The sequence below is a fragment of the Haloglycomyces albus DSM 45210 genome (genome assembly GCF_000527155.1).
Taxonomy (GTDB): domain Bacteria; phylum Actinomycetota; class Actinomycetes; order Mycobacteriales; family Micromonosporaceae; genus Haloglycomyces; species Haloglycomyces albus.
Window position 1 is genome coordinate 3,201,941 of the sequence record NZ_AZUQ01000001.1, and the last position, 24,398, is coordinate 3,226,338.

General features: G+C 62.0%; 17 protein-coding genes. 2 read left to right on the forward strand and 15 right to left on the reverse strand.

Annotation, left to right across the window (positions count from 1 at the left end; translation table 11 throughout):
* Positions 1 to 34: 34 nt before the first annotated feature.
* From HALAL_RS0114820 to recN, 8 genes are all read right to left on the reverse strand, one after another.
* Positions 35 to 1,702, reverse strand: a complete 1,668-nt coding sequence (locus tag HALAL_RS0114820) for a CTP synthase (protein ID WP_245598161.1) — start codon at positions 1,700 to 1,702, stop codon at positions 35 to 37.
* A gap of 38 nt (positions 1,703 to 1,740) precedes the next feature.
* Positions 1,741 to 3,945 (reverse strand): hypothetical protein, encoded by a 2,205-nt coding sequence (locus HALAL_RS0114825; RefSeq protein ID WP_029768083.1) that lies wholly within the window; start codon positions 3,943 to 3,945, stop codon positions 1,741 to 1,743.
* A 9-nt stretch (positions 3,946 to 3,954) separates the two neighbouring features.
* On the reverse strand, positions 3,955 to 5,049 hold the full coding sequence (locus HALAL_RS0114830; protein ID WP_211240482.1) for a glycosyltransferase family 4 protein: 1,095 nt from the start codon (positions 5,047 to 5,049) through the stop codon (positions 3,955 to 3,957).
* 2 nt (positions 5,050 to 5,051) lie between these two features.
* Positions 5,052 to 6,749, reverse strand: coding sequence for a murein biosynthesis integral membrane protein MurJ (murJ, locus tag HALAL_RS0114835; RefSeq protein ID WP_025274751.1), 1,698 nt, complete (start codon positions 6,747 to 6,749; stop codon positions 5,052 to 5,054).
* Between the two features lie 95 nt (positions 6,750 to 6,844).
* Positions 6,845 to 7,645 (reverse strand): hypothetical protein, encoded by an 801-nt coding sequence (locus HALAL_RS17055; RefSeq protein WP_051463003.1) that lies wholly within the window; start codon positions 7,643 to 7,645, stop codon positions 6,845 to 6,847.
* A 32-nt stretch (positions 7,646 to 7,677) separates the two neighbouring features.
* On the reverse strand, positions 7,678 to 8,607 hold the full coding sequence (locus tag HALAL_RS0114845; RefSeq protein ID WP_025274752.1) for a copper transporter: 930 nt from the start codon (positions 8,605 to 8,607) through the stop codon (positions 7,678 to 7,680).
* Positions 8,608 to 8,613: 6 nt separating this feature from the next.
* A complete protein-coding gene (gene steA / locus HALAL_RS0114850) occupies positions 8,614 to 9,807 on the reverse strand; it encodes a putative cytokinetic ring protein SteA (RefSeq protein WP_025274753.1) in 1,194 nt (397 codons plus the stop codon).
* A gap of 626 nt (positions 9,808 to 10,433) precedes the next feature.
* Positions 10,434 to 12,170 carry a DNA repair protein RecN gene (gene recN / locus HALAL_RS0114855; protein ID WP_025274754.1) on the reverse strand — a complete coding sequence of 579 codons (1,737 nt, stop codon included), beginning with the start codon at positions 12,168 to 12,170 and terminating at the stop codon, positions 10,434 to 10,436.
* A gap of 369 nt (positions 12,171 to 12,539) precedes the next feature.
* Here recN and HALAL_RS0114860 point away from each other — a divergent pair, with 369 nt between their 5' ends.
* On the forward strand, positions 12,540 to 15,026 hold the full coding sequence (locus HALAL_RS0114860; protein WP_051463004.1) for a hypothetical protein: 2,487 nt from the start codon (positions 12,540 to 12,542) through the stop codon (positions 15,024 to 15,026).
* Between the two features lie 103 nt (positions 15,027 to 15,129).
* On the opposite strand, the gene HALAL_RS0114865 is transcribed toward HALAL_RS0114860, so the two are convergent.
* The 4 genes from HALAL_RS0114865 to HALAL_RS0114880 all read right to left on the reverse strand — a co-directional run bounded on the left by HALAL_RS0114865 (position 15,130) and on the right by HALAL_RS0114880 (position 18,995).
* Complete coding sequence (locus tag HALAL_RS0114865) at positions 15,130 to 16,443, reverse strand: M20/M25/M40 family metallo-hydrolase (RefSeq protein ID WP_025274755.1); 1,314 nt, start codon at positions 16,441 to 16,443, stop codon at positions 15,130 to 15,132.
* 114 nt (positions 16,444 to 16,557) lie between these two features.
* On the reverse strand, positions 16,558 to 17,760 hold the full coding sequence (locus tag HALAL_RS0114870; RefSeq protein ID WP_025274756.1) for a cation:proton antiporter: 1,203 nt from the start codon (positions 17,758 to 17,760) through the stop codon (positions 16,558 to 16,560).
* 6 nt (positions 17,761 to 17,766) lie between these two features.
* The gene (locus HALAL_RS0114875) at positions 17,767 to 18,252 is read right to left on the reverse strand and encodes a cation:proton antiporter regulatory subunit (RefSeq protein WP_025274757.1); all 486 of its coding nucleotides are present in this window, start codon (positions 18,250 to 18,252) and stop codon (positions 17,767 to 17,769) included.
* A 194-nt stretch (positions 18,253 to 18,446) separates the two neighbouring features.
* On the reverse strand, positions 18,447 to 18,995 hold the full coding sequence (locus HALAL_RS0114880) for an NADPH-dependent FMN reductase (protein WP_025274758.1): 549 nt from the start codon (positions 18,993 to 18,995) through the stop codon (positions 18,447 to 18,449).
* 253 nt (positions 18,996 to 19,248) lie between these two features.
* Between HALAL_RS0114880 and HALAL_RS0114885 the strand changes: the two genes are divergently transcribed.
* Entirely contained in the window at positions 19,249 to 19,842 is a 594-nt protein-coding gene (locus HALAL_RS0114885) for a TetR/AcrR family transcriptional regulator (RefSeq protein WP_025274759.1), read from the forward strand.
* A 22-nt stretch (positions 19,843 to 19,864) separates the two neighbouring features.
* On the opposite strand, the gene HALAL_RS0114890 is transcribed toward HALAL_RS0114885, so the two are convergent.
* The 3 genes from HALAL_RS0114890 to metK form a co-directional block, all read right to left on the reverse strand.
* Complete coding sequence (locus HALAL_RS0114890) at positions 19,865 to 20,869, reverse strand: zinc-binding dehydrogenase (protein WP_025274760.1); 1,005 nt, start codon at positions 20,867 to 20,869, stop codon at positions 19,865 to 19,867.
* A 163-nt stretch (positions 20,870 to 21,032) separates the two neighbouring features.
* Positions 21,033 to 22,997, reverse strand: a complete 1,965-nt coding sequence (locus HALAL_RS0114895; RefSeq protein WP_169732457.1) for a primosomal protein N' family DNA-binding protein — start codon at positions 22,995 to 22,997, stop codon at positions 21,033 to 21,035.
* 77 nt (positions 22,998 to 23,074) lie between these two features.
* Complete coding sequence (gene metK / locus HALAL_RS0114900; protein WP_025274762.1) at positions 23,075 to 24,268, reverse strand: methionine adenosyltransferase; 1,194 nt, start codon at positions 24,266 to 24,268, stop codon at positions 23,075 to 23,077.
* Positions 24,269 to 24,398 lie beyond the last annotated feature (130 nt).

Sequence of the window (24,398 nt, forward strand, 5' to 3'; positions counted from 1 at the left end):
CCGCCCAATGTCGGTATCCCCGTTATTGAGCTTCTTAGGAACGCCGGTCCAATGCGGCGGCGATCAGGCCGTCGAAGAGAGGATGCGGCCGCGTGGGCCGGGATTTCAATTCGGGATGCGCCTGAGTCCCTACGTAATACGGGTGCTCATCGCGGTCGAATTCCATGAATTCGGCGAGTCGTCCGTCCGGTGACAGGCCGCTGAGGGTGAATCCGGCCTTGGCGAGTTGTTCCCGATAGGCGTTGTTGATTTCGTAGCGGTGCCGGTGTCGCTCCGTCACTTCGCTGCTGCCGTATATCTCGGCCAAGAGGGAGCCTTCGGTCAGCAGCGCCGGGTAAGATCCCAGACGCATGGTTCCGCCGAGATCGCCGGCTCCGGCGACGATGTCGGTTTGATCGGCCATTGTGGAAATCACCGGGTGTTCGGCGTTCTGGTCGAACTCTTCGGAGTCGGCCCCGTCGATCTCGCCGACGTTACGCAGCCCTTCAATGGCCATGCACTGCATTCCAAGGCAGATTCCCAGCGTGGGGACACGCTGTGTCCGGGTGTAGTTCAACGCACCGAGCTTGCCTTCGACTCCGCGGGTCCCGAATCCGCCGGGAATCACCACGGCGTCGACATCGGACAGAATGGAACGCGCCCCGTCCGGGGTCTCACAGGTATCGGATTCGACCCATTTCACCTTTACGTTCGCCCAATGCGCGAAACCGGCCGAATGGAGGGCCTCCACCACCGACTTGTAGGCATCGGGGAGTTCGACGTATTTTCCAACGATACCGACGGTGAGTTCGTGGCGGGGGTTGTGTACTCGATCAAGCAGCCGATCCCATCCACTCCAATCCACGTCTTTAAAGGGAAGATCCATGCGGCGCACCACGTAAGCGTCAAGACCTTCGGAGTGGATGGTGCGGGGAATGTCGTAGATCGAGGGTGAGTCGGGAGCGGAGATGACCGCGGCGTCCTCTACGTCGCAGAAACCGGCGATCTTCTGTTTCATCGACTCCGAAATCGGCCGATCCGACCGACACACGATTCCGTCGGGCTGAATACCGATACTGCGCAGCTGCGCCACGGAGTGCTGGGTCGGTTTCGTCTTCATTTCCGAGGAGGCGGCCAGATACGGAACGAGGGAGACGTGAAGGAAGAAGCAGTTCTCACGTCCGATGTCGTGCCGGAACTGGCGAATGGCCTCAAGGAAGGGAAGGGACTCGATATCACCGACCGTGCCTCCGACCTCGGTAATCACCACATCGGGAACCTTGCCGGTACCGGGTTCGGCGTCGGCCATGGCGCTGACCCGCGACTTGATTTCATTGGTGATATGGGGAATGACCTGAACGGTCGCACCGAGATAGTCGCCGCGCCGTTCCTTGGCGATGACGTCCGAATACACTTGGCCGGTGGTCACATTGGCGGACTTGGACAGATTGCGGTCCAAGAACCGCTCGTAGTTCCCAATATCGAGATCGGTCTCTCCCCCGTCGTCGGTGACGAAGACTTCCCCGTGCTCGTACGGATTCATGGTTCCGGGATCCACGTTGAGATAGGGGTCGATCTTCTGCATCACCACGTACAGACCACGCGCCGACAACAGGTTTCCCAGACTGGACGCGGTCAGCCCTTTTCCAAGGGCGGAGGTCACCCCACCGGTGACAAAGATGTGTTTAGTATGCCTGATTTGGCCGTTGACGACACTACTCAACGTGAACTCCCGTGGTTGAACCTAGACGTGGTACTGACTTACCCACGGGATTCCACACTAACACTCTCGGTACCCGGCTCGCCATCAACCCACGAGGGTGCGTTGACCGTCATGTCGGAGTATTCGCCGTCCTGAACATGGGCTCGCGCCAGTACCCGGTGCGAAACGATCACGGCCAAGGGAACGATGACCGCCAAAGACACGCCCAGAACCATGAAGCCTTTACCGGTCAAAACACCCGCACAAAGAGCCGTCACCGCGGCGGCGGTCACCGCCGCCCGCAACGGCGGATGCAACCCGAAGGCGCGGCGCAGCCCACCCCCGGGGCGCAACAGCACGAGCCAGCAGTAGACCCCCGCGATCAAAGCCACCATCGTCAACGGAGAGGTGAAGATGGCGACCAGATTCGCTCCGGTGGCATTGCGGATCACGCCGTTGGATTCACCCAAAAGATCCGTGACGACTTCCCCCAGGGCGCCCTGTTCCACCTGGGGACGCCGATAGTCCATCCACGATAGGACCACCAAAACCAGCCCGCCGACCATGAGTGACCACAAGAGTCGCATGGCGCTCATCCAGCCCCCGTAAGCCAAGGCGGCGGCCAAACAGGTACCGACGACCAGCGCGACGGCTGTTCCGGTGGAGTTTCCCAACATTCCCGACGCCATACCGGCCACACCGATCGTTCCGATACCGGCCATGACCGGCGCGTGGAAACGTCGGGGCAGGTTCCACGCCAATGCCGCGGCGAACATCCACAACGAGGCGATGTAGATTCCGGCGACCACCGGGCCGATCGACTGGCTGGTGGAATTGGAGATACCGCTGTCTCCCATAAGAGTCCCCATCGCGATGGAGTAATGGACCGCCATAGCCAGAACCGTCACCAACAGACCGGACAGTGAGATCACCGCCAACAACGTGGACGGTGAATGCCGACGCGGCAGGAGAGAGGCCGCGGCCGCCAGTACCGACGCGACCGCCACAGCGAGGAGCGGCCCGGAGACGGTGGGATTGGGAAGCGCCCACCAATCAAAGGCATCGCTGATCACCGCGGCGGTGGGGAACAGCGCGCACAGCAGAGCCACCACGATGTCGGCCCGCATCAGCCACAGCCGGGGCGGTTTGACCCCCGGTTGTCCCGCACGACGCAACTGACGCATCAAGGGGAAGGCCACAATCGCTACCGCCACCAACAACAGCGCCTGCAACCACTGGCTACGGGCAGCGGCCTCGTCCGCCACCGCCAAGCGCGCATCGCTGGCGGTGAAAGCCGCCAAGCGATCACTGAAGTCATAGGAATCGTCCACCGTCGCGGCCACGTGACCGCGAAGATAATCCGGTTGCGGACTACCCAGCAAGGCGATGACGGTAGGGGTCAAATCCGTCAGCTTCATATAGCCGGGCTTCTCACCGGCCACGTCCAGCAGGCCGCTCGACGTATGGGGTTGATCGATCATGAGTGCCTGCAGGCGGTTTTGATCTTCGGTTTGCCCGATGCCGGTCACCACCACGGCCGTATCCGGCCCACGAGCCTCCCGGACTCTACCGATCATCGAGTCGACGGCTTGCAGAGAGGCCGCCCCGGCGATCTCTCCCCCGTCGATCACCGACAGAGGACACTGTCCCAACAGTTCCCGCATCTCGCCGTTGGAGGGAAGAATCCGATCGTAATAGGCCACGCGTCCCACCCCGTTGGCGGTGGCATAGGCGGCACCCGGACCGATCGCGGTAGCGCATTCGCTGGCGCTGGCCATCGTTCCCAACCGAGTGTCGGGATCGAGCTCCCGATTGAGGTCGTACAGCTCGCTGAACCCCTCGATCGAGGCGCTCGCACCCGTATCCGACACGTCCGGAAGCTCCACCGGTTCGCACTCCCCCTCGGGAAGCGTCTCCGAGACGGCTCCATTGCCGGCCGCCAAGGTCAACCAACCACTCGCAGCACAAGTCAGGCGATGCCCGGAGTTCAGCCGCAACTCCGCTACCGAAGCGTCCGCGGCCAAGTCGTACAACTCAGGCGTGTCGTCCGCATTGATGTCTCCCCAGCCAAGACCGGCCACGCCCACCACGATCACGTTGTCGACCTGATCGGCCGGGGCTTCCTTGATAGAACGCGGCAACACCTGCCAAGCGGCAAACGCCGCCAGCACGGCAACGAGGCCCCAGGCCAGACTGAGGTCGCGGTTACGGCGTAGCCAGCGGAGAGCGCGACGGGGTGCGGCCGTCGGATCGAATCGTGACATGAGGCGTGACTATCTTCCCGTTAGTTCGCGGTAGAGAGCATCGAGCGCGTCGATGGTGTCGTTTTCCGTCGGCCAGGAGGCGGCGAGTTCACGTCCGGACTCCGCAAGGCGCTCGCGTTTTCCCGAATCGTTGAGCAGCGTGGTGACGATCTTGTCGAGCCCGTCGACGTCGCCGACGCTGAACAGTTCGGCGCTGTCGCCCACGAGTTCCGGAATACCACCGGTTCTGGTCGCCACGAGCGGCACTCCGGCTTGCATGGCTTCCTGGGCGAACAGTTGGCGTGCTTCCCAACGGCTGGTGACGAGGGCGAGGTCGGCAGCCGCCAAGAGGTCGGCGATATCGGTGCGGTGTCCCAGGAGTCGCACGTCGGCACCGGTGGACTCAATGAGTTGTTCCAGGTGTTCCCGCCGATCGCCTGATCCCGCGATGGCGACCACCGGACTGGGATCGAGTGTGCGCCACCGCTCGGCGGCCGCGACGAGAGTGTCGTAGTCCTTTTGCTCGTGCAACCGTCCCACCGACAGAATCAGTGGACGACCGTCCAATCGAAGTTCCGCGTTGATGGCCGCGGCATCGCCGGTGTCGCGCCGTGGCGGCGCTGCCACCGGGGCGAGGCGGGCGTCGCGGGCGCCGATCTCAATGAGGTGTTGCTGCAGGTCACTCGAGGCGGCAAGAGCGACGTCCACCCGGCGGGCCAGCCGAGCCTCGATGACGTTGGACAAGGTCCGCTTGACTCCCTCGGTCAGAAGTTGATTGTGCCAAGTGGTGACGAAGGCGGCCCCGGACGGTCGATTGGCGAGCGCCACGATACCGGCGGTGAGACCGTGTGCGTGAATCAGGTCGTAGCCGCGTTCATTGATGCCGTGGAGAGCACGGTGGGCGGCCGTGAGGGCAGTTCCCAGGGCGGGTGACGGTTTGGCGCTCATGGGTACGGGTAGAAATCGTGCTCCCAGAGCGCGGAAGCCGAAGGTGTCGTCGACTTCGGGAGGACCGATGACGGTGACGGCGTCTCCCTTGGCAAGTAGGCCCTTTGCGATGGAGGCGACGTGCATCCCAATGCCCCCTGTGGAGGGTCCTAGAACGAGTGCGATTCGACGGTTCACGGTCACTCCTTGTGGTTGGATTCGGTGGGTGGGTCATCGTTGGGGGATTTATCGGTCCTCCGCCGCAGCGCCGCCTTCAAGTCACGCGGATCGAAGGCGACTGCGGTGAGTCCGTAGACGATTAGGATAATCACTCCCCCTATCAATCCTTTGAGGAGGGAGCTTTCGATGTTTTCGGGTTCTCCCCACGCGTTCAGAACCAGTTGCGATGCGGTAATAGCAAGTAGACTGGCGCACACGGTGGTCAGCGCCGCACGCGGCATATCGCGGAGAGCCTCGCTGCCGGAGGTCTTCACCAACACGGTGATCAGTGCGATCCCAATGATCGTCATTCCGGTCGACCATCCGAGCGCGAGCGCTAGAGTCCGGTCGGCGTCGGACATGACCGCTGACAATGCGATCGCGGCGATGATCGCGCCGGCCCAGCCGACCGCGGTGGCCATGGCGGCCCGTATCGGGTGACCGGCGGCGTACATGGCGCGCGAATAGATGGCGAACAGGGAATAGCCGATGAGCCCGAACGACAGTCCGGTGAGGGTGAGGGTGAACGAACGGGTCGCGTCGGATACCTCTCCGGGCGCGATGGTGGTGAGGACGGTGGCGATGGGGAGGGCGAGGCCCGCCAAGGCGGACACTCCGAGTCCCGACAGAATCATGATGGCCCGGCCGGTTTTAGCGGTTACTTCGTTGTAGCGCTGAGGATTGTCGAGTGCGTGGGCCTCACTCAACGCGGGGTAGGCAGCGGTGGCCAGCGGAACGGCCAGCACCGCCCAGGGCAGGAGAAAGAAGTTCTGACTCAAGGTGAAGATGACGACCGGGCCGTCCCCGGCCAGGTTGGCTAGTTTAATGAGCACGACCTGGCAGATCTGCTGCGCCCCTAGGGTAATCGCTCCCGCGATGGCCAGCGCTTTCAGACCCGCGGCGATGTGGGCGTCCATGCGCCAGGTGGGGCGTAGGCTGAGATTCAAGCCGCGCAGTGGAATGAACAGACATCCGGCGAGAACGACGACTCCGAGAGTGGTTCCCAGTCCGAGCACCAGGATAGGAACTTGCCCGACGGAGTCGGGAGTGGCCGTCCGCCCGGTCAGGATCGCATAGGCGACGTAAACGAGCATCATGGTGATGCTTGACAGCAGCGGAGCGAGGGCGGGCCAGGCGAAGCGACGATGGGCTTGCAGCACACCGGTGAGGATGACGGCGACACCGTAGAGAGGTATTTGCGGCGCGAACATGACCAGCATGTCGGCCCCGATCGACAGGATGGTGTCGTTGATTTCCTCGCTCTCGGCGACGAGGTTGACCAGTTGACGCGCCGCCAAGGCGACGATAACTCCCAGCGGAATCAAGATCGTCAGCGACCACGTCAGCAGTGCTCCGGTAATGCGGTTGACGGTGTCGCGGCCGTGTTTGGCGATCGGCCCCGACAGCAACGGCACCACCAAAGCGGCCAGGGCCCCTCCCGCCACGAGTTCGAAGATGAGGTTCGGAATAGCGTTGGCGCTTTGATAGGCCGTGCCGATCCCGATGATGCCCACCGCCCAAGCGAACACCAACATGCGACCGAACCCGGCGAGTCGTGAGGCGATGGTGATGGCCCCGATGACTGACGCTGACTTTCCGACGGAATCTTCGGTGCCTTGGACCGGTGTGTCGTCGTATGGAGGCGTAACAGCGTCACCCCGCTGCGATTGTTCGGTCATGCATGTCTTTCAGTTATTGGTTCTTTTGGCGTCCCAGTTGATCGAATTCCCGCAAAACCGGTGTCTCGGCGATGACTCGTGTGAAGGAGACCTTCTCACTGGCCAAGGTAAGCCCCGCCGATGACGGCGAGCGCCAAGCTACGCCCTACCAGACCCGTACGTGCCACATAGGAAAGTCCGAGTAGCGCTCCTACCGAGTTGGCGCCACAGTCCCCGAGCATGGTCTTGCCCTGAAGGTCGTCCGGTAGCGCTGTGGCTGCGGCGGACTCCACGGCAATGGCGGTGTTCACTCCGGCGCCCGCGCTGTACGGGGCCGCTTTTCCGGGTTTGCTCGCCAATAGAGTCGAGGAGACGGTCGCGACCTTGAGAGCCCGCCCGGGGCGCAGATCGAACAGGTTGATCAGATTGGCCGCACCGGCGATGACGCCTCCCCCAACGACGGTGGAGAGTAGGCGACGACGGCGTGGTTGGGGGGCATTGTTCGCATCGACCAGAGCCGCCGAGGCGACCCCTGCCGCCGAGATTCCCAAAATCTTGACCGTCCCGGCCGAGAGACGACCTTTCCGCAGGGCCCCCAGGTGGCCTTTCAAACCTTTCGCGGATTCCCCTTTCGTGTCCGCCAGATCGTCGTAGAGGCCGACCGCGCCGGACACGAATCCACTACAGGCGGCGGCGGTCGCGTACTGCGGGTTCGTCGCTCCGGCTATTGCCGCGCTGGTCGCGCCGATCGTAACGCCCGGTCCTTCGGCAAGTGAGACGGGGTTGCCCTGGTGGTTGATCCGCTCCAGAGCGTCGGCTCGTTTGGAACGCTTGATACCGCTGACGGCAGCGGTGGTCGCTCCGGCCGCTACCGCTCCCAGCGTCGCGCGTCCCAAGGCTTGCGTGAAGGTACCCATGTGTGGTTCTCCTCAGGGTTGTGGTGGGGCCGCTATATGTTTCCAGGAAGAAGACCGTCGGTGTCGTCGCCCGTTCCCAGGTCCACGGCGGCTCCTTCCGAGACCAACGAAACGGTCGCAGCAACGGCGGCGATCTGTCCCTGTATGCTAACGACTCCGTCCACCGTCGATACATCGTCCCCGAACTCTTCACGGATGGTGAGCAATGGGTTGCCTTCTCCCGCTGAGGTTTTAGTCGCGTAGGTGGTCGCGGTATCGGCCGCGAGCGCCTCCACCAGCGATACGACCGCGTCATTGTGGTAGTCGGCCTCGGAACCACCGGCCGCACCGCCACCGATGACGATGACCGCGTCGGCGGCGGCGGTCAATTCCTCTTCAACGTTGGCCATGTCCAGATCGTCCAGACCGGATACGACCGTGGTGACGTCACCGGATTCGATGTCGATGTCCTCGCCGTCGTGACGGGACGTCGCTACTCCGGCCAGCACCGAGCTCATGGCCTCCACGCCGTTGTAGACCACGGGAACTTCCAAGGTTTCCGGAGCCGTACGGTCGGCGAGATCGGCCAGCTGCTCGCTGGAACCCTGTTCGAAGAACTTGTCGTACAGGTCAATGTGGCCCGCTGAACCCGCTCCCGAATATTCCAGCATTTCCTTGACCCCGTCGACCGAATCCGGGTCGGCACTCGGCACGGTCAGTAGCAGAACGTTGGAGTCGGCCAGTTTCCCGTCCAGATAGCTGGGGGCGATTTCGGCGGCAAAACTCTGGTCGTCGTTCAGTTCGGCGCGCAGATCTTTGATCTCGTCACGCAGGGTCTGGTTGTTCTCTTTAAGATTGTTCGTCGTCTCCGACAATGCGTCCAGGGCCGGACCGTTCAACGCCGCGGTCCCCAAAATGAGGCCGACCGTAAGGGCAAGAAACACCGCGGTCAGGGAGATCAAATGGTAACGAAAATTAATCATAGTGTCCTACAGCAACCTCTGGATCTGGAAAATAAGGCCGTCCCACCAATCGGCGAGTACGTCAAGGAACGAACGTCCCACTGTCGAAATCGCCACGGCCGTGGCCATTGCCGCCAACGCGGACACGATCAAGAGCAACAACGCGGAAAACGAAACGTTCTGCCGATACAGCCGACTGACTCCTTTGGCATCGACCAGTTTACCCCCGACTCTCAGCCGGGTGAGAAAGGTGGAAGCCATTCCGCCACGGCCCTTGTCCAGGAACTCAACCAGGGTGACGTGGGTTCCGACCGCCACGATGAGTTCGGAGCCTTTCTCGTCGGCCAGAAGCATGGCGATGTCTTCACTTGTCGCCGCGGCGGGGAACGGCGTGGCGGGGACGCCCAACTTATCGGTGCGTTCCATACCCGGAGCTCGCCCGTCGGCGTATGCGTGTACTACGACTTCGGCACCACACCGCAAGGCGTCGTCCGATACCGAGTCCATATCACCCACGATCATGTCGGGGGTGTATCCGGCCTCCAGGAGAGCGTCGGCACCTCCATCAACCCCGATGAGTACGGGTTTGAACTCACGGATGTACGGGCGCAGGACGTCGATGTCCTCTTTGTAGTTGTAACCGCGAATCACGATCAGGCAGTGACGCCCGTTGAACTTGGTACGAACGTCGGGAACTCCAACGCCGTCCAGGAGCAGTTCGCGCTCCCGCTTGAGGTACTCCATGGTATTGGCCGCGAAGGCTTCCAGCTGTACCGAAAGTCCTTCTCGAGCGGTATCCATGTCGTGGCGAATACTATCGGAGGTTTGGCGTAGCCCTTCAGCGATTACCTCGTCTCCGAGATATATCTTGTTGTCTTCAAGGCCAATACGCTTCCCGTCGCGAACGCGGTCGAAGATTTCATCGCCCACATCGTCGATCAGAACGATTCCACTGTCCACCAGGACCTGCGGCCCCAAGTTGGGGTATCGTCCCGAAATCGATTTCGAGGCGTTCACGACCGCTTTCACACCAGTGGCAACCAAGGCGTCGGCCGCGACACGATCCACGTCAACGTGGTCGATGACGGCTATGTCAACCGGCTCAAGGCGGCCGCTGAGACGTTTGGTCCGCCGATCCAGCCGGGCCGGCCCGGTGAGCCGTTCGGCAGATCCTTCTCCGTCGCCGTTACGGGACGACTTTCGCAAACTAGGTACACGCATCAGGATTATGATGCCATCTTCTCAGTCGACGCTCCGCACGACGCGCAGCAATGTCTCCTCCCTCGCCGCAAAAACGCCCAATAGTGCGTAAACCCCCACGTGCGCCCTCACCATCAGAAACCCTAAGCTATCGACGTCCCTGCAGTTCACAGTCGCATAACGTTCAGATAAACCCGATGTGACCAAGAGGCATCACAGTGAAGCCGACGCAGTGTCACCTTCGAGCGATAAAACTCACATTACTGAGCCTGAGCGGATACGTAACCAACCGCAATGGCGGCCGCCAACGAGATGAGCGGAGCCTCCGGCGAACCTCAGAAGCGGCAGAGCCGGCTGTATCTTCAGGAGGCACCCCACTACCATACAAGTCCTTTACGTCACTGGCGAGCTTCGAGCGCAGCGCAGAAGCGGTAGAGCTGCCTGTACTTTCTAGACGAGCTCGACCACCACGCATGCCCCTGACGAAACTGGCGAGCTTCCAGCGCAGCGCAGAAGCGGTAGAGCTGGAAAGGAGCTTAGGCGCTGCACAGTGCGTTGAATAGCGGTGTTCTCAGAACCCCGCGTGCGGAAGCACGCGTGGAACCTGAGAACCCCACTATTCAACGCACTGTGCAGCGCCTAAGCGGTCACTTACTCTTAAAGGCTTGGGCGAGGAGCTCTTCTGCGTGGGCGACACCCAGGTGGGAGTCGGGCATGCCCGCCAGCATGCGTGCCAGCTCGCGAGCGCGGTCCACATCGGCCACGGCTCGTACTCCGGAGGTGGTGACCGTTCCCGACGTATCTTTGCTCACCACGAGGTGAGTGTCGGCGAACGCGGCGACCTGCGGGAGGTGCGTCACCACGATGACTTGGTGTCGTTTGGCGAGGGTCGCCAGGCATTGTCCGATCGAGGTGGCTGCTTGGCCTCCGACTCCGGCGTCGACTTCGTCGAAGACGAGCACGGGTGGGCTGGACACGCCGGCGAATACGACTTCCAGTGCCAGCATGACTCGGGAGAGTTCACCGCCGGAGGCTCCTTTGTCCAAGGGTGCCGGCGGAGCGCCGGGGTGGGGCCGTAGGTGGAGGCTCACTTCGTCGGCTCCGTCGGGGCCGACTGAAGCGAGTTCGCCGTCGACTTCGATGTCGCAGCCGCCTCGTCCGGCCGGTCGGGGCGTGACCTCGGCGGTGATTTCGGCGTGGGGCATGGCGAGGTTTTTCAGTTCGGCACTGACTTTGTCCGCCAGGTCGGTGGCGGCCGTGTGACGGAGTTGGCGCAGGTGCGACGCGGACGCGGCCATTTCTTTGGTCAGGCGCTGTACTTCGGCGTCGGTTTCGGCGATGAGCGCGTCGGAGTTGTCGTATTCCTCGATTGTGCGACGGGCGTCGTCTGCCCAGGAGAGGACGCCCTCTATGTCGGGGGCGAAGCGACGAAACAGGTCTTTGAGTGCCGCTTGGCGTTCGTAGATCTCTTCCAGCCGGTGCGGGTCGCTTCCGAGATCGTCGAGGTAGGACGATAGGTCCACGGTGGCTTCGGAGAGTAGGGTGTTCGCTTCGGATACGCGCTGTCCGAGGCTTTCCAGTTGCCGGTCGTGGTCCGATTCCGCTTCGAGGAGTCGGGCGGCTTCTGCCGCTCCGTCTATGGCTCCGGCGATTTCGGTGGTTTCGTCGCCGGTGAGGGTGGCGTAGGCGCCTTGTGCGGCTCGCCGTAGGCTCTCGGAGTTTTCCAGGCGTCGTGCTTCGGCGGCGAGTTCTTCTTCCTCATTGGATTGCGGGTCGACCGTTTCGATTTCGTTGAGGCCCTCGCGTAGGGCGGTGACTTCACGGTCGGCTTTTTCGGCGTCGGTTTTGAGTCGTTGGAGTTTATCTTGCGCCGCTTCGAGAGCGGAGTACAGGGATTCGGTTTGTCGCAGGGCCTCTGCGGCCTCGCTGCCTGCGTAGCGATCGAGTGCTTGGCGTTGTTCAAGGTGGGAAAGCAAACGCATTTGGTCGGATTGACCGTGGAGACTCAGGGTGTGCTTGGACACTTCGGACAGGATTCCGACCGGTACGGATCGTCCGCCGAGCCATGCGCGTGAGCGTCCCGCCGAGGAGACGGTGCGCGCGAGCAGCACGGTGCCGTCGTCGTCGACGTCGGCATCGTTGTCGGCGATGACGGACGAGAGTTCGGAGTCCTCCTCGGGGACGTGGAGGCGCCCCTCGAGGCGGATTTTCTCTTCGGACAGGGGCGCTCGTGAGGAGCGTCCGCCGAAGAGCAAGCCCAATCCGGCTACGACCATGGTTTTACCGGCGCCCGTTTCACCGGTGACGCAGGTGAGCCCGGGGGATAGCGGTAGTTGGGCTTCTGTTATTACGCCTAGGTTCTGAATTCGAAGCTCGTCCAACACACCGTAAGCTTATCGCCCGGTGCCGACGGGTTTCCAGGGACTTCCCAATGTTGAGACTAATCCGTTGACGGTATTGGGTGATTGCTCGGGTTGCATACCTATGGCCTATGCGAGTTAATAATCGCATATAGTCATATATCGGACCCCGTGAATACAGAGGGTCCGATTGATGGGATGATGTGAGGACCTTGCGGATTACCACCTGGGAAGGGATTGACCGCCTTCCGGTCACGACCGTCCTTTTGAGTGGTTTTCACACATCGTCCACGTCCCGGTCAACTGGGCGTGGTGCGATCGAGGCTAACGAACGACCAGCACCGGGGCCGGTTGGCAATCATCTCCGGCTCCGCAACCGACAAGGGAGTTGGTATGTCACTCGCCATCTCGCCGGCGAAACGACCGCGACGTCTCCGCCGAGCCCTCGTGCTCGGTCTTGCCGCGTCGCTCGTCGGAATCACCGCACCGTCCGCCGCGTCGGCGGCGACACCGGACCTCACCTACATCGGTGAAGTCCAAGGATCCATCGACGACGACCAAACGAACTTCACCTCCCCGCTATTGGGAGAAGAGGTGTACGTGCAAGGCATCGTCACCCAGGAAACTCTGGACGGAAGTGGCGCGCACGGATTCTTCCTCCAGGAATCGTCCGACGCCACCGACGACGATCCGAACTCGTCGGACGGAATCTACGTCTACAACAGCAGTTACACCGATCTTCGTACCGCCTGGGACTCCCCGGCCGAAGAGGAGTACGGGGACCGCTGGGACGTGACGGTCGGAGACGAGATCATCGTCCGGGCCGAAGTCAAGAGTTACTACGGCAATACGCAGTTCACCGGGGGAACGGCCTTCGTCTGGGATGTGGTCGACCACCATGAGGCTCCGCTGTCTCAGGTCGACACCGTCGAAGCCGCACCTCCGAACGACGCAGACGACGCCAAACGTTATTTCCACCGTCGCTTGGGCATGCAGATGACGGTAGCCACCGGTTCGACCGTGGTTGCGGGACGCGACGTATACGGCAACGACGGAGAGGTCTGGGCCGTTAACGGCGACCACCCCGTGGCTCAACGGAACGATTACTCCGCACGAGTCTTCCGCGACGCGCACCCCTTGGACAACGACTCCGAGCAGACGTTCGACGACGCGAACGGCTACCGGTTCCTGATCGGTTCACAGGGCGTCAAGGCCGCCGCCAACGACGAGACCGCCATGATCGCCCCCGCCAAGACCTTTGACGTCGTTAACACCGATGCCACCGGAGGTACGTACTACGGCTACGGCAAATACTCCATCAATGTGGCGGAGAATCTCGATCTGACGTCGAGCCGTCAACCGGCGGACAACAATCCCATCACCCCGGCCGGAGACGGAGAGGCCGCGGTATCCGCCTATAACGTGGAGAACCTCTACGACCTGCGGGACAACCCCAACTCGGACTGCGATTTCGAAGGAAACCCCGGCTGCGACGACGGTGAATCCACCATCACACCACCGTTCGACTACGTGCCCGGCTCTGTGGAGGAATACGAATCCCGCCTCGAGCGGATGGCCGATCAGATCACGACCGACCTCCACTCACCGGCGGTCATCATGGTTCAAGAAACCGAAGGCCAAGACGTGTGCTCGGTAAACCCGGATTACGATCCGGCGAATCCCGGTACCACCGAACGCCTTCTGTGCGATTTGGACAATACCGGCGACGACAACGAGTACAGTGACGGCGCTCCGGATTCCCTGCAGGAACTGGCCTTGGTCATCGCCGAACGCGAGGGTGCCGACTACGCGGCCACCTTCGACGTCGATGCGCGTGATCTCCGGGGAATCTCGACCGCCTACCTGTACCGCACCGATCGCGTCAGCCTCCCCGAAGCCAACGGTGACGACCCTCTACTCGGGTCAAACGTGACCATCGACTACGACGGCACGGATCTGGATTACAACTCCGAGGTCGCCAACCCCAAGGCACTCAACGCCGCGCTTCCCGACCGCGTCCTCGACGAGTGCACCTCCTCGGGTGTCAAGGCCTGCAACGGCTCAAACGTCTACCCTCGAGCCGCACAGGTCGGAAAGTTCCGGCTCTGGAACGGACCGGTGGGCGAATCGGACTTCAGCGACGTCACCCTGGTGAACAACCACTTCTCCTCGGGTCCCGACCGCCGGGTCTTCCACCGCATCGAGCAGGCGACCTACGGCAATGCGATTGCCGAGACCGCTTTGAACGCCGATGCGGACCGTAACGTCGTCTTCGGTGGAGACCTGAACGTCTTCCCTCGCGACGACGACCCCTTCCCGGAGGGCACCCACATCATCGATGATTGGTACGGTCCCTCCGATCAGCTGTCCACTCTCTACGACGGACCGCTGGACAACCTCTACGATTCGGCGCTCGCGACGACACCGGAAGACGCCTACACCTACACGTACCAGGGCCAAGCTCAGACTCTGGACCACATGTGGGTGTCACCGGCACTGTCCGAACGGATCAATGACTTCTCGATCGCCCACATCAACGCCGACTACCCCGCCGACGCCACACACGTGGGCGAAGATCCGGCGTTCGGCCGTTGGGGCGTATCCGATCACGACCCCGCCGTCGCCACCGTCGACCTCGGTTCGGCGATGAACGGTCCTGGTGACCTGGTCGATCTGCTCGACAGCCTCTACGCCGCCGGTGATCTCACCGATCACCAGCACGACTGGCTGACCAAGAAGGTCGAGCAAGCCGAGGACCACCCGTTCAGGTACTACCACATCAAGGCCAAGGTCAGGATGTGGATGCTACTGAATCGAATGGAGTTTGACACCGGTCGCACCATCATTGATGCGGTCAATTCGGTGAACTCGGCCCGCTAAGGAATCGGTCCGTTAGCGTCTGTGGGGGTGCGGCTGAGCCGCACCCCCACAGACGTTTTTCAATCCCACCCACGTTCAGAGGCGGCGAACTTCCGACCAACGGCTAGGAGCGTCGCACGAAGCGATCCATCACCTGAACCCCGAACTGAAGTGCATCGACCGGCACGCGTTCGTCGATACCGTGGAAGAGGGCACCGAAGTCCAGGTCGGCGGGCAGTTGCAAGGGCGCGAAGCCGAAGCAGCGAATTCCCAGGGAATTGAACGCCTTGCCGTCGGTTCCTCCCGACAGCATGTAGGGAATGGTGATGGCCCCAGGGTCGTGGTGACCGATTGATTCGGCCATCGCCTCCACCAGAGGACCGTCAAAGGTAGTCTCCACCCCCGGTTCTCGGACTTCGTATTCGATGTCGATTCCCTCCCCGATGAGAGCGCGAATCGTCTCCTCCAATTCCTTGGAGCGGCCCGGCAACGAACGACAGTCCACCACCGACTCAGCGGTCGAGGGAATCACATTGGTCTTGTACCCCGCGTCCAAGCGCGTCGGATTCGCCGTATTGCGCAGCGTCGCACCCACGATGCGAGCCAGGGGACCGATCTTCGCCAGGGCCTCATCGGGTTTCTCGGGGTCGAACCGCATCCCGATGTGGTCGGCGATCGAGTCGAAGAAGTCCTGCACCGCCGGGGTCACCTCAACGGGGAACCGGTGCTCCCCCACGTTCGCCACCGCGCGCGCCAGGCGCACCACGGCATTGTCGTCGGGAACCATCGACCCGTGGCCGGGCTTACCCACGGCCTTCAGACGCATCCAGTCGAGGCCTTTCTCCGCCGTCTGCACCGTGTAGGCGCGGAGGTCGTCGTTGATCTGCATGGAGAAGCCACCGACCTCTCCTACCGCCTCGCTGACACCGTTAAAGATCTCCGGATGCTCCCGCACCAGGTGCCAGGCCCCATGGATCGAACCGGCCTCCTCGTCGGCGGTGAAAACGAATACCAGGTCCCGTGGGGGAACGATGTCATTGCGCTTCCAGTGCCGGATCAGCGCTATGAGCATCGCGTCGAAGTCCTTCATATCGACCGCACCGCGGCCCCAGAGGTAGCCGTCTTTGATCTCACCGGCGAACGGATCCACACTCCACTCATCGGCTTCGGCAGGAACCACATCCAGGTGCCCGTGCAGAAGTAGAGCCGGTCGCGAACGATCCACTCCCTCCAGGCGCGCGACCACATTCGTACGCCCCGGCAGGGATTCGTATATCTGAGTCTCTACACCGACCTCTCCGAGCTTGTCCACGACGTAATCGGCCGCTTCCCGCTCGCCTTGGGACGTCTCGTGATGACCGGTATTGGTGGTATTGATCCGAATAAGATCGCGGGCGATACCGACGACCTCGTCCTCAACGTTGACATTGTCATGCATGGCTGCGTACCATCCGTTTCTTCCTGTTTAAGACCACGAGGGCAGTCACGTTTCTCGGCGTGCCGACCAACCGGGACGCGAAGCAGCGATCTTCATCGCCGCCCCGGACACCGTTCACACGACGGCCGAATCCTGACGAGCCTGACGTCGCGCCGCTCGTAGTCTCTTTATACGACGTTTGGCAATGGGGTCGGCCAAGCGGACCAAGAGCGGTCCAGCGGCCGCCATGATCAGTACATACGCGGCCGCCAAGGGGGCCAGTTCCGGAACCACTCCCGCACTGACGGCCAGGCCCGCGATGACGATGCTGAACTCACCGCGCGGAAGCAACACGAGACCGGCACGCAGCTTAGCGCTGAATCCCAGTTTCGACTGTTTCGCGGCCCACCAACCGGTCCCGAACTTGGTCGCCATGGACACGATCGCCAATGCGAAGGCGATCAACAGGACCGGGGGCAACTGAGACGGATCGGTCTGCAGACCGAAGTTGACGAAGAAGAAGGCGGCGAACAAGTATTTCAGCGGTTCCACCACCCGTTCGGTCGTCTGGGAGACCTCCCCGGAAAGCGCCATGCCCACGAAGAACGCCCCGACGGCCGCCGAAACGTGGATCTGTTCGGCCAATCCGGACACCACGAGAATGATCCCCAACACTTTGAGAAGCAGAACTTCATCGGAGGGCGAATCGAGCCAGTGTCCCAACCATTGACCACCGCGACTGGCGATGATGAACGCCACCGAAATCGCCAAAGCGGCGAAGCCCAGCCCCCAGGCGGCCTGGCTGAACGCCACCCCGGCCAGAACCGTGGTCAAAATGGGCAAATAGAGCGCCATGATGAGATCCTCGGCCACCAGAATGGCAAGGACGGTAGGGGTCTCTCGGTTACCCAGCCAATTGAGATCCGACAGCATCTTGGCGATGATTCCCGACGACGACACGTACGTGACCCCGCCCAACACCATCGCCGCGACCGGACCCCACCCCATCAGCAGGGCCACCGCCACACCTGGACCCGCGTTGGACACCACGTCGACGATCGCGGACTTCCACGACGTCCGCATGGTCGACATCAATTCCGGCGGCGAATACTCCAATCCGAGTACGAACAGCAGCAGAATGACGCCGATTTCCGCGCCGATCTCAATGAATTCCGCCGAAGAGTGCAGTTCATAGATACCACCTTCGCCGAACGCCAATCCGGCGAGGAGATACAGGGGAATGGCGGAAATACTGAATCGTCCGGCGATCGCTCCCAATACGCCCAGACCGACGGTAAGAAGCCCAAGTTCCAGTAGCAGCTCGACAAGATGGTCCATGGGCCGCTACTTCGAACCGTGAAGTATGCGGTCCACCGCGTTGACCGACTCGTCCGTTCCGATGGTGACCAGACGGTCCCCCGGATTCAGAACGGTGGTGGGTGCCGGTTGAGTACTGACGACGTCGTCGTGAATGACCGCAACCACGGAGGCACCAGTTCGCGTGCGAGCCTTGGTGTCGCCCAAGGTCTTCCCCGCGTACGGACTGTTACCCGCCACGGTCAGTTTCCGCGAGACCAGATTGTCGATCTCGTGATGGAGCCGATTGAGTTTCTCCACGATTCGAGCGCCCCCAAGGAGTTCTCCGATGGACGAGGCCTCATCAGAGTCGAGCACAATGCATTCCAATGTGGTATCGGGATCGTCGGGGTCATAGACGACCAGGTCGCGACGGCCCTCACGATGGGCGACCACGCCCATCCGCACTCCGCGCTTGGTTTCCATCTCAAACCGCACACCGATTCCGGGCAGTTCGGTACGTTCCACGTCCACGGTCGTTCTCCTCGTTGGGCCGACTGAGCAATTAACGCCTCAACCTTAACCCAAAACCCTGCGAAACCGACTCGATCGTCTCCCAGTCGCCGACACCCACGACCCGAACGGCCTCGATCCTGTCAGACGGTGTTCGGGGAAGCATGACGTTCTCCCCCGAACACCTTGTGGCCGAAGACCGGTCCGGACGCTTATCAGCGCTCGCGCACGGCGGTGACGAGCTGCTCCAGGAGCGAGTCGAGCGCACCCGCCGGCCCGTCGGCCAGCTGCCCGTCGGCACCGACGGCGGCATCGGCTTGCGGCACGGCAACGGGTTCACCGACGATCTCGGCCCCCGCAACCTGGTAGGCGCGATGGAGACCTTCGGCGGCCCACTGGCCTCCATACGGAGAAGGGCTGGTTCCGAATGCGGCGGCCGGTTTTCCCTTGATGACTCCGTCGGCGTACGGGCGCGAGACCCAATCCACCGCGGTCTTGAGGTGCCCGGGAACCATACCGTTGTATTCCGGTGTGGCGATCAGGACCGCGTCGGCGGCGGCGACGGCCTCGCGCAGGGCGGTGACCTTTTCCCCCGGAGTGTCTTCGGTGTCCTCGTTGAGTGCCGGCAGTTCATCGAGTTGACCGATCCAGGTCGCGTCGATGTCAGCGTCGAAACGGTTGAGCGCCGCCTGAAGTACCGAGGTGGAGAAGGCGCCTTTGCGCAGCGACCCGGGGATAACGGCGACGGAAACGGGAGTTGGCATGTGATTACCTTTCTGGGCGGAATCAAAATTAATTGGTCAACCAAATATAACCATGGGAACCGCTCCCCCATTCCGATTCCAAGGGTGATTTAACACCCATCACAGCCGTGGGCCGTCAAGCCGCGCGCTGTATGTACCAAGCCGTACGGTTATCACTGGACACCAGTTCACAGCGCTGCCGTCGGTGAGCCGTAGCCACAGTCGTCGATGGCGTGAACACCCGCCCGGGACCCGGCCCAAGAGGGGATACACCATGGCCTCACGCTCGTCAAAACCCACGTCCAAGGATCAGCGGCTCGGCGAACGGGACTGGGTCGAGGCGGCCAACGACATTCTGGTCGAGGAGAACGTTCGAGGCATCAAACTCGATCGCCTCTGTCGCAAACTCGGGGTGACGAAGGGAAGTTTTTACTGGCATTTCAAAAAACGTGCCGAACTGTTGACCGCCCTCTTGGCCGATTGGCGAAAGCGCATGACGCTCAACACCATCAATCAGCTCACCTCGCAGAGCAATCGCCGACGACTGGCCAATCTACTCAAACGGCCGCGGCACCCCAAGGCCACACGTGCTGCGGCCATTGAAGTGTCGATACGAGACTGGGCGCGCCGTGACCCGATGGCCGCCGAAGCACTGACCGAGGTCGACACCATTCGGCTGGAGTTCTTCAAAAAGATCTTCATCGACGAAGGATTCGCGCCCGAGCAGGCCCATCAACGCGCGTACCTGGCCTATTGCCTCATGATGGGAGACAGCGTCATCAACAAGTCCCTCCCCGATCACATCGACCAGGAGCAGTTCACCGAGCTGGCGATGACAATCCTGTTCCAGAACGAACAGAGACAATAGGCCGGTCCGTCATATACGCGATTTACAGTTTCACGATCATCTTCCCGGTGTTTCCGCCGCGCATCATGGACAGGAACGCCTCGACCGCATTGTCGATGCCCTCGACGATCGTCTCCCGGTTGGGAATGGCTTCCTCACGCAGCAGTTTGGCCGCGAACGGTGCGAATTCACCGCCCAGGTGCTGGTAATTTCCCACCGTGAAGCCGCGCATGGTCAGGCTGTGCGAGACGACCTTGACCAGATTCCTCGGCCCGGGGGCGGGTTCGGTGGCGTTGTATTGGGATATCGCACCGACCGCCGCGATACGGCCGTGAAAACGCATCCGAGCGATGGCCGCCTCGAGGTGTTCTCCCCCGACGTTGTCGAGGTAGACGTCGATTCCGTCCGGCGCGACGTCACGCAGTTGTCCGGATACGTCGCCGGCTCGGTAATCGAATCCGGCATCGTATCCGAATTCCTCGGTAAGGCGCCGTACCTTCTCTTCACCACCGGCCGAACCGACGACTCGGGACGCTCCCAGCGCACGTGCGATTCCCGCTGAAACACTTCCGACGGCGCCCGCGGCGCCGGAAATGAACACCACGTCGCCGTCGCGTACCCCCGCGATCTCCTTCAACGCCACATAGGCGGTCAGGCCGGTCAGTCCCAGCACTCCCAGGTAGCTGGACTCGGGAGCCAGGTTCGGATCGATCGTCTCCACCGCCGTGGCGTCGACCAGCGCATACTCGCGCCATCCCTGGAAGTGCCGGACGATCGTCCCCACCGGCACCTCGGAAGTATTGGACTCGACGACCTCACCGGTAGCGGTCCCGGTCATAGGTTCGTCGAGGCCGAACGGCGGGATATAGGATTCACCTTCGTTCATGCGCCCACGCATGTACGGGTCCACCGACATGAAATGATTGCGCACCAATACCTGTCCGCTGCCAGGCGACGGTACGTCCACCTCCCGGAACGCGAAGTTCCGCGTCCCGGGCTCTCCGTGCGGGCGTTCGGCGAGATGCACTTCTTTACTCTTAACCGACAATTCCTTACCACCTTCGGCTCTTTCGATCCGCAATACTCCATCGGCCTTCGCGGTCGACAACGCACGGACCGAGTTTAAAAAGTTTCATGCAGTGCAACGAAAATCGCGACTCGGGTGTTCCCGATTCCGATGTGACAAAACGCTCGGATATTACCGGCAGGTACTACGCAATGTGGCGGGGTTCCATGACCGTTCGGACCACGGCGGACTTTGCCTCCGCACGCCGGGCGTTGACCTGAGCAAGCGCCCGGGCCAGGTCGGGAGCGTGCCGACGTCGCACCCGCAGAAGAAGTCGCTCATTGTCCTCGTCCACCGGCAACGGCCCCAGGCGTTCCACCGCGAAATCCACGGCGTCCTCCACGGAATCGGCCACTCGGTCCGGCTCGCCTGAGATTCCCTCCAAGGCGGCCATCCGCATGACCGGGGGAAAACCCAACTCCCGACGCTCCTGTAGTTCACGAGAGGCAAACCATCGTGCGTTCCAGCGTATGAGCGCCTGAACAGCGGGTACCGCCCCATCCGCCACCGCTACGACCGTCGCACTCGATCGCGCCAGCGTGGCCGCGTTCATCCACTGCCGGAGTGCCTCCTCTGAGGCGTCCAGTTCCGCACGAGTCAGCTGCGACCACGTGTCCACCAGCACGACCGCTCCATAGCCGTCGAGTGCCGCAGGTTCGACTCCGGGGGTCGACACGACGATTCCGTTGGTGACCGCTGAAGTGACCGGATCGTCGCCAGTAGAGATCAACACCGGGGTATCACCGAAGGCGAAACGCAGTTCCTCTGCCGTACGGGCGACTCCGCGTACCGTGGCACGGATCCGTCGACCACCGCAATGAGCACAGGTGAAACCCTCGCGGTGCCCGCACCACCCACAGAGGAATTCACGGGACCGGCCCGGGAGTCGCAGCGGCCCCGAACACTGCGAGCACCACGCTCGTTCATAACAGTCAGCACAGGCTACACCGGGTACGTAACCCAACCGAGGGACCTGAACCAATACCGGCTGACCGTCGTTCAAGGCCGATCGCATCGCCTGCCAGGCCACCGGCGGGATGCGGGAACGGGCATTGGCCGCGTCCCGTTCCAGTTCTTGGGTATCGCCGGTGGGAGCAATATGAGGCAATGCGTCACGCAGGTACTCGCGCTGTGGAACCACGTCATGCGCCCAACCGTTTTCGGCGAGGAGCTGAGCTTGGGCGGTTCGCGCGCATCCGCCAATGATCACCGCACTGTCGCTCATCGCCGCTCGGGTCAGCAACACTTCCCGGCTGTGACAGTAGGGCGCATGTCGTTCTACATAGGATTCATCCCCGTCGTCCCAGATGGCCAAGAGGCCGATATCGGCGACGGGAGCGAAGACGGCGGCTCTGGTTCCGGCCACGATGGGGACCGCCCCTCGTTTGGCGGCCAAATAGGCGCGGTATCGGGCGGTGGGCCCTTTGAAGGCGGACAAGGTCACATAGGAGTCTTCGCCGACGAGGTGCCGCAGTGCCAAGTCGAGACGGTCGAGATCCCTTTGGTCGGGCACGAGCAGAACGACGCCTTTACCCTGCGCTGCGACGATACCGGCGACTTCGGCAAGGCGGAGCGCCCAGTCCTCGCCGGGAAGCGCGTCCCAAACGACACGAGGACGGATACCTTCGCGCAGGGCGCGAATGAATGCCTCGCCTGCGATATATCTTGAAAAACCATGCTGCGATGGCGCACCGACGTCAGGGGCCGTCGGACTTACTTCACGCTCCACCGACTTACGGCGATCAGGCACGGCCAAACGGATCACGTCGGCGAGCGTTCCAGCATAGCGATCGGCCACTTTTCTCGCCAAGGAGGCGATTTCGGGCGTCAGCACGGGCTCGAGGGAAATAACTCTGGCGATGTCGCGAATCGGGCCGCGATAGGCACTCTCGCCTTTCCGTTCCAGTACAAAGCCCGTAAGACGCTGTCGTCCGAAGGGGACTCGAACGACCGACCCCGGCCATACCCGTTCCGCCATGGAATCCGGTATCGAATAATCGAATACCTGGTCCAAATGAGGCAAGGGCTGATCGACCGCGACGGTGGCGAAACGTCCCTGACGTCGCGGACTTTCCAGACCGGGCAAGGCCGTGGTGGGTGAGTCGGACATAGGACCAATGGAACCACCAAGGTACGACCGTTTCACGTCACAGTTCCTACCTTGGTGGTACCGGTAATCGTCGGCCGTTAGTTGATCGCGGCTTTCAATGCGGCCGCACGCTCGGTGCTTTCCCAGGTGAACTCCGGCAGCTCCCGACCGAAGTGCCCGTAAGCGGCGGTCTTGGAGTAGATCGGACGGACCAGATTCAAGTCACGGATGATCGCTGCGGGGCGCAGATCGAAGACCTCCCGGACCGCTGCCTCGATTCGCTCCGGCGCGACGCTTTCGGTTCCCTGCGTGTCGATGGCAATGCTTACCGGGTGCGCCTTCCCGATGGCGTAGGCGACCTGGATTTCACACCGTTCGGCCAGACCGGCCGCGACGACGTTCTTCGCCACCCAACGCGCCGCGTATGCCGCCGAACGGTCGACCTTCGACGGATCCTTTCCGCTAAAGGCGCCACCGCCATGGCGAGCGTATCCCCCATAGGTATCCACAATGATCTTACGTCCGGTCAACCCCGCATCGCCCATCGGACCGCCGATTTCAAAGCGACCGGTCGGGTTGACCAGAAGGTCGTAGTCACTCACGTCCAATTCCAGCCCCTCGGTCACCGGAGCGATCACGTGCTCGGCGATGTCGGGAGCCATGAGAGTGTCCAGAGAGATGTCGGGGGCGTGCTGGCTCGAGACGACCACGTTGTTCAACCGCACCGGACGCATGCCGTCATACTCGACCGTGACCTGCGTCTTTCCGTCTGGACGCAGGTATGGAACGATGCCTTCCCGACGTACTTGAGTCAAACGCTCCGCCAAGCGGTGTGACAACGCGATGGGCAGCGGCATGAGCTCGGGCGTCTCACGGCAGGCATAGCCGAACATCATACCTTGATCCCCCGCACCCTGTAGGTCCAAGGCATCGCGTCCTTCACTGTCCTGACGCGATTCAAAGGCCTCATCGACACCTTGGGCGATGTCGGGCGACTGGCTACCGATCGATACCGACACGCCACAGGAAGCGCCGTCGAATCCCTTTTTGGAGGAGTCGTAGCCGATCTGCAGGATTCGATCCCGCACTATGGCGGCCACGTCGGCATAGGCACTGGTCGTCACCTCACCGGCCACATGAACCTGACCTGTGGTAATCAGCGTCTCCACCGCCACACGGCTGGTGGGGTCCTCACCGATCAGCGCGTCCAAGATCCCGTCGGAAATCTGATCGGCGATTTTATCCGGGTGGCCCTCAGTGACCGACTCAGAGGTAAATAGGCGACGTGCCACGATACTCCTCGAAATAGTTTGACACCGCGTCAAGCCGCGAATGCGTAATTACACGATTGACGATTGCAGGATTCCATTCTAGGCCACATATATGATGTCACCCAATCCTTACACGCCTGGATGCGACGCC

Coding starts and splice junctions, on each gene's coding strand:
- HALAL_RS0114825 (WP_029768083.1), bottom strand. CDS start 3,945: ATGTCACGATTCGATCCGACGGCCGCACCCCGTCGCGCTCTCCGCTGG.
- HALAL_RS0114895 (WP_169732457.1), bottom strand. CDS start 22,997: ATGTCCGACTCACCCACCACGGCCTTGCCCGGTCTGGAAAGTCCGCGA.
- HALAL_RS0114885 (WP_025274759.1), top strand. CDS start 19,249: ATGGCCTCACGCTCGTCAAAACCCACGTCCAAGGATCAGCGGCTCGGC.
- murJ (WP_025274751.1), bottom strand. CDS start 6,749: ATGACCGAACAATCGCAGCGGGGTGACGCTGTTACGCCTCCATACGAC.
- HALAL_RS0114860 (WP_051463004.1), top strand. CDS start 12,540: ATGTCACTCGCCATCTCGCCGGCGAAACGACCGCGACGTCTCCGCCGA.
- HALAL_RS0114880 (WP_025274758.1), bottom strand. CDS start 18,995: ATGCCAACTCCCGTTTCCGTCGCCGTTATCCCCGGGTCGCTGCGCAAA.
- HALAL_RS17055 (WP_051463003.1), bottom strand. CDS start 7,645: ATGGGTACCTTCACGCAAGCCTTGGGACGCGCGACGCTGGGAGCGGTA.
- HALAL_RS0114870 (WP_025274756.1), bottom strand. CDS start 17,760: ATGGACCATCTTGTCGAGCTGCTACTGGAACTTGGGCTTCTTACCGTC.
- HALAL_RS0114865 (WP_025274755.1), bottom strand. CDS start 16,443: ATGCATGACAATGTCAACGTTGAGGACGAGGTCGTCGGTATCGCCCGC.
- steA (WP_025274753.1), bottom strand. CDS start 9,807: ATGCGTGTACCTAGTTTGCGAAAGTCGTCCCGTAACGGCGACGGAGAA.
- HALAL_RS0114845 (WP_025274752.1), bottom strand. CDS start 8,607: ATGATTAATTTTCGTTACCATTTGATCTCCCTGACCGCGGTGTTTCTT.